This window comes from Skermanella sp., assembly GCF_059503625.1.
The window spans coordinates 1-3,897 of the sequence record NZ_JCACHA010000105.1; the positions used below are offsets into that span (position 1 = coordinate 1).

At 67.6% G+C, this 3,897-nt stretch carries 5 protein-coding genes; all 5 read left to right on the forward strand.

Annotation, left to right across the window (positions count from 1 at the left end; all coding sequences use genetic code 11):
- On the forward strand, positions 1-602 hold a 602-nt coding region (locus AC5JJ6_RS02925), incomplete at its 5' end, for a 4Fe-4S dicluster domain-containing protein (protein ID WP_496040610.1).
- A gap of 6 nt (positions 603-608) precedes the next feature.
- Entirely contained in the window at positions 609-1,928 is a 1,320-nt protein-coding gene (gene nrfD / locus AC5JJ6_RS02930; RefSeq protein ID WP_496040611.1) for an NrfD/PsrC family molybdoenzyme membrane anchor subunit, read from the forward strand.
- Complete coding sequence (locus AC5JJ6_RS02935; protein WP_496040612.1) at positions 1,925-2,464, forward strand: DUF3341 domain-containing protein; 540 nt, start codon at positions 1,925-1,927, stop codon at positions 2,462-2,464. Before nrfD ends, AC5JJ6_RS02935 begins: the two co-directional genes overlap by 4 nt.
- The gene (locus tag AC5JJ6_RS02940; protein WP_496040613.1) at positions 2,461-2,985 is read left to right on the forward strand and encodes a c-type cytochrome; all 525 of its coding nucleotides are present in this window, start codon (positions 2,461-2,463) and stop codon (positions 2,983-2,985) included. The genes AC5JJ6_RS02935 and AC5JJ6_RS02940 overlap by 4 nt, the downstream gene beginning before the upstream one ends.
- Positions 2,982-3,897 (forward strand): hypothetical protein (locus AC5JJ6_RS02945; RefSeq protein ID WP_496040614.1); only part of this gene is annotated, 916 nt, incomplete at its 3' end. The genes AC5JJ6_RS02940 and AC5JJ6_RS02945, both read left to right, overlap by 4 nt.

Sequence of the window (3,897 nt, forward strand, 5' to 3'; positions counted from 1 at the left end):
GGAACCGCCAGATGCACTGGATCAGGGTCGATACCTGGTATGCCGGAGAACCGGAAGCGCCCGACGAGATCTTTTTCCAGCCGATGCCGTGCATGCATTGCGAGCATGCGCCGTGCGAGGTGGTCTGCCCGGTTTCGGCGACCGTCCACGACACCGACGGCCTCAACGTCATGGTCTACAACCGCTGCGTCGGCACCCGCTTCTGCTCCAACAACTGCCCCTACAAGGTCCGGCGGTTCAACTACTTCGACTATGCCCGCGACGATCCCCGGCTGGCGATGTCGTGGAACACCGACGTCACCGTCAGGGCGCGCGGCGTGATGGAGAAATGCACCTACTGCATCCAGCGCATCCGCAACACCCGGATCGAGGCCGACCGCGACGGCCGGCCGATCCGCGATGGCGAGATCCGGACCGCCTGCCAGCAGGCGTGCCCGGCCGAGGCGATCGTCTTCGGCGACCTCAACGATCCCGGCAGCGCCGTCAACCGCCGCAAGGCGAGCCCGCTCGACTACGGCCTGCTCACCGAACTCAACACCCGGCCGCGCACCACCTATCAGGCCCGCCTGCGCAACCCCAACCCCGAGATCGGGGAGGCTTGAGCGACCATGACGGCCAAGCCGGTCACCGACCATGTCAGCGACCTCGTGCTGGAGCGGAAGACTCCGCTGTGGTGGTGGATCGGCTTCGGCATCTCGCTGTCGCTCCTGCTGCTGTTCGCCGTGTCGCTGGCGTGGCTGTTCATCCGGGGCGTCGGCATCTGGGGCATCAACTGGCCGGTCGCCTGGGGCTTCGCGATCGGCAACTATGTCTGGTGGGTCGGCATGGCGAGCGGCGGGACGATCATTTCCGCCCTGTTCTTCCTGACCCGGTCCGACTGGCGCAGCGCCATCAACCGGATCGCGGAGTCCATGACGGTCTTCTGCGTCGCCTGCGCCGGCATCATGCCGGTCATCCATCTCGGGCGCTGGTGGTATTTCTACTGGCTGTTCCCCTACCCGAACACGATGGGAACCTGGCCACAGTTCCGCAGCCCGCTGCACTGGGACTTCGTGGCGATCCTGGTCTACGTCGTGGCCTCCGTCCTGTTCTGGTACATCGGCCTGATCCCCGACATGGCGACCTTGCGCGACCGCGCCACCGGTCGCCGGCAGCGGGTCTTTTACGGCATCCTGGCCCTGGGCTGGCAGGGATCGTCGCTGCACTGGCGGGAATACCGCACGGCATATCTTGTCCTGGCCGGACTGATGGCGCCGCTGGTGATCTCGGTCCACAGCATCGTCGGCCTGGACTTCGCGGGCGGCTTGGCGCCGGGCTGGCACGAGACGCAGTTCCCGCCCTATTTCGTGTTCGGCGCCGTATTGTCGGGCTTCGCGGTGGTGCTGATGCTGGTGATCCCGCTGCGCCGCGCCCTGGAACTCGACGGCATCGTCACGCCCCGTCACATCGACATACTGGCCCGGCTGATGCTGACCACCAGCCTGCTGATCGGCTACTGCTACGGCCTGGAAATCTTCATGCCGTTCTACCGGGGCGAACATGCCGAGATCACGGCGGCCCTGTCCAACCTGACCGGACACTATGCCCCCTGGTACTGGGCGAAGATAATCCTAAACTGCATCGTTCCGCAACTGCTTTGGTTCCGGGCGGTGCGGCTGAACCAGCCGCTGCTGTTCGCGATAGCGCTGTGCGTCGTGATCGGCATGTGGATCGAGCGCTACGTGATCGTGGTCGCCAGCCTGCACCGGAACCATTCGGAATCGAGCTGGGCGATCTATACCCCGACCTTCTGGGACTGGGCGACCTTGGCCGGATCGGTCGGCCTGTTCCTGACCGGCTTTTTCCTGCTGCTGCGCTTCATTCCGATGGTTTCCATGTTCGAGATGCGGGAATTGGCCGGCAAGCAGAAGCGCGGGGGGAGCCAGTGAGCGATACCGCCCCCCTGTATGGTCTCGTCGCCGAGTTCGACGAGCAGGAACAGGCGGTGGCGGCCCTCCAGCGCCTGCGCGCGGCGGGCTTCCGCCGGATCGAGGTCTATGGCCCCGAACCGGTCGAGGACGCCGATCAGATCCTGGAACGCCAGCCATCGCGCATTCCCCTTATCGTCTTCGTAGCGGGAGTCCTGGGAGCAGCCGGCGGCTTCTTCCTGCAATGGTACGGCTCGGTGATCGGGTATCCGCTCAACATCGGCGGCAGGCCGCTGAATAGCTGGCCGGCCTTCGGCACCACCACGGTCGAACTGTCGATCCTGTGCATGGTGCTGGCCGGCGCCGTCGCCCTGCTTTGGGGTTGCCGGTTGCCGCTGCTGTACCACCCGGTCTTCGCAGCACCGGGATTCGAGCGCGCATCCCAGGACCGCTTCCTGATCTGCGTCGATGCAAGCGATCCCCAATTCGAGCCCGAACGCCTGCGCCGCCTGCTGGATGTCCACAACCCCCTCCGGATCGCGGAGGTGCCGGCATGACGGCCCGGCACGCCGGCTTCCCCCTGCTGCTGCTGCTGCTGGCTCTGCTGGCAGCCGGGTGCGACAATATGGCGGAACAGCCGCGCAGCAAGACTTGGCAACCCGCCGGCGATCTGCATAGCCGGGAGATCTGGCCGCCGAAGCCGGCGGAGCACACCATCGCCCGCGACGACGTTCCCCAGCCGATCCCGGCACTGCGCGCCGCACTGCTGGAGCGCGGGCACGAGCGGTACGAGATCTACTGCTCGCCCTGCCACGGCTTTCAGGGGCAGGGCGACGGCATGATCGTCAAGCGCGGCTTCCCGGCGCCGCCGTCGCTCCATATCGAGCGGCTGCGCTCGGCCCCGACGCGGCACTTCTACGATGTCGTCACCGACGGCTGGGGCGTCATGTATTCCTACGCCGACCGGGTCACCCCCTCCGACCGCTGGGCCATCGCCGCCTATATCCGCGTCCTTCAGGAGAGCCGCGACGCCGATGTCGCAAGCCTGCCCGAGAGCGTGCGGGAGAGCCTGGAATGACGGTGGGGAGCCGTATCGCCTATGCCGCTTCATCGGCCGCGACCCTGGCCGGCGGCGCCGTCTGCGCGCTGGGATGGAGCGTCGAGCCCGAGGCGGCGCTGCGCGGCTGGCTGGCCGGCTGGGCTTTCTGGATCGGTTTTCCGGTAGGGGCGCTGATGCTGCTGCTGGCCCACGACCTGACGGGCGGTCGCTGGGGCGATGCCGCCAAGCTGCCGCTGAAGGCGCTGGCGACGACGCTTCCCGCCGCCGCACTGGCGTTCGTCCCGATCCTGCTGGGCCTGCCGCTGCTGTACCCCTGGGCGCGGCCGGAGGAGGCGGAGAAGCTTGCCAACGCCTTCTACCTGAACACGCCGTTCTTCCTGGGGCGGGCGGCATTCTACTTCGCCGCCTGGGCGCTGCTGGCGGTGCCGGCCGGGCGCGGAACGTCGTTGGCGGCGCCGGGGCTGATCGTCATGGGCGTCACCGCCACCTTCGCCTCGTTCGACTGGCTGATGTCGATCGAACCGGGCTGGGGGTCGAGCATCTACGGGATGGTGGCGATCAGCGGCGCCCTGCTGGCCGCGCTGGCGGCGGCGACGCTTACTACCACCGCGCTGTCGCCGGCCGGCGACAACCAGCGCCGGGACCTCGGCAGCCTGCTGATCGCGGCGATCCTTTTGTGGACCTACCTGTCCTTCATGCAGTTCCTGATCGTGTGGGAGGGCGACCTGCCGTCGGAGATCACCTGGTACCTGAAGCGGCTGGACGGCGGCTGGGGCTGGGCGGCCCTGGCGGTCGTCCTGGCCCAGGGGTTCCTGCCCTTCCTGGCGCTGCTGTGGCCGCGCATCAAGCGGAGCCGCCGGGGTCTGGCCGCCGTCTGCGGGGTGCTGCTGGCGGCCCATCTGCTGGAAAGCTGGTGGCTGGTGCTGCCCG

Excerpts from the sequence above, each read along its gene's own strand:
- AC5JJ6_RS02940 (WP_496040613.1), top strand. The coding sequence starts at position 2,461 with ATGACGGCCCGGCACGCCGGCTTCCCCCTGCTGCTGCTGCTGCTGGCT.
- nrfD (WP_496040611.1), top strand. The coding sequence starts at position 609 with ATGACGGCCAAGCCGGTCACCGACCATGTCAGCGACCTCGTGCTGGAG.